The 1,653-nt window shown below is 47.4% G+C and carries 1 protein-coding gene; it reads right to left on the bottom strand.

Annotated elements, in window-relative coordinates:
* On the bottom strand, positions 1–1,653 hold a 1,653-nt coding region (locus P2W76_RS17895), incomplete at both ends, for a hypothetical protein (RefSeq protein ID WP_276349271.1).

Raw genomic sequence — 1,653 nt, 5'->3', positions numbered from 1 at the left:
AACCCTACCATCCCTTTAGTAATACCGGAAACAGTTCCGGTGAATGTTGGAGATGCAAGGGGCGCTTTCAGATCAACTGAACTTTGGTCAGCTTTTAATGCCAAAGCAGCTGTTGTAGCCTTTCCATCAAGCGCTGTTTGAGTAGCCGAACTAATTGGCTTAGCCAGGTCTGAAGTGTTATCTACATCTGATAATCCAACCATTCCTTTAGTAATACCCGAAACAGTTCCGGTAAATGTTGGTGATGCAAGAGGTGCTTTCAGATCCACTGCACTTTGGTCAGCCTTTAATGCTAAAGCAGCAGTAGTAGCTTTTCCATCAAGCGCTGCTTGAGTAGCCGAACTGATTGGTTTATCAGCATCAGCCGTATTGTTCACATTACCTAAGCCAACCATTCCGGCCGTGATACCGGAAACAGTTCCGGTAAATGTTGGTGATGCAAGGGGTGCTTTCAGGTCAACTGCACTTTGGTCAGCCTTTAATGCTAAAGCAGCAGTAGTAGCTTTACCATCAAGGGCTGTCTGGGTAGCCGTGCTGATCGGCTTAGCCAGGTCTGAAGTATTATCTACATCTGATAACCCTACCATCCCTTTAGTAATACCGGAAACAGTTCCGGTGAATGTTGGAGATGCTAATGGTGCTTTTAAAGCAAGATCCGCACTAGCGGCTTTTCCATCAAGTGCTGTCTGGGTCGCCGAACTAATTGGTTTATCAGCATCAGCAGTATTGTTCACATTACCTAAGCCAACCATTCCGGCAGTGATACCGGATACGGTTCCGGTAAAGGTTGGAGATGCTAGTGGTGCTTTTAAAGCAAGATCTGCGCTAGCGGCTTTTCCATCAAGGGCAGTTTGAGTTGCTGAACTAATTGGTTTATCTGCATCAGCCGTATTGTTCACATTACCTAATCCCACCATTGTGGCGGTGATACCCGATACAGTTCCGGTAAACGTTGGAGATGCAAGAGGGGCTTTTAAAGCAAGATCTGCGCTAGCGGCTTTTCCATCAAGCGCTGTTTGAGTAGCCGAGCTGATTGGCTTATCGGCATCAGCCGTATTGTTCACATTGCCTAATCCAACCATTGTGGCAGTAATACCGGATACAGTTCCAGTAAATGTTGGTGATGCAAGAGGCGCCTTTAAAGCAAGATCCGCACTAGCGGCTTTCCCATCAAGAGCAGTTTGAGTAGCCGAGCTGATCGGTTTATCAGCATCAGCAGTATTGTTCACATTACCCAGTCCAACCATTCCGGCAGTAATACCAGATACAGTTCCGGTGAAGGTCGGAGATGCAAGTGGTGCTTTCAGAGCAAGATCCGCACTGGCGGCTTTCCCATCAAGGGCAGTTTGAGTAGCTGAACTGATCGGCTTATCTGCATCAGCCGTATTGTTCACATTACCTAGTCCAACCATTCCGGCAGTGATACCGGAAACAGTACCTGTGAATGTTGGTGATGCAAGAGGTGCTTTCAGATCCACTGCACTTTGGTCAGCCTTTAATGCTAAAGCAGCAGTAGTAGCTTTTCCATCAAGGGCTGTCTGGGTAGCCGAGCTGATCGGCTTATCTGCATCAGCCGTATTGTTCACATTGCCTAATCCGACCATTGTGGCGGTGATACCAGATACAGTTCCGGTAAACGTTGGAGATGCAAGG

The organism is Daejeonella sp. JGW-45, from assembly GCF_029360805.1.
GTDB lineage: Bacteria > Bacteroidota > Bacteroidia > Sphingobacteriales > Sphingobacteriaceae > Daejeonella.
This window is presented reverse-complemented; position numbering and strand designations above follow the sequence as displayed.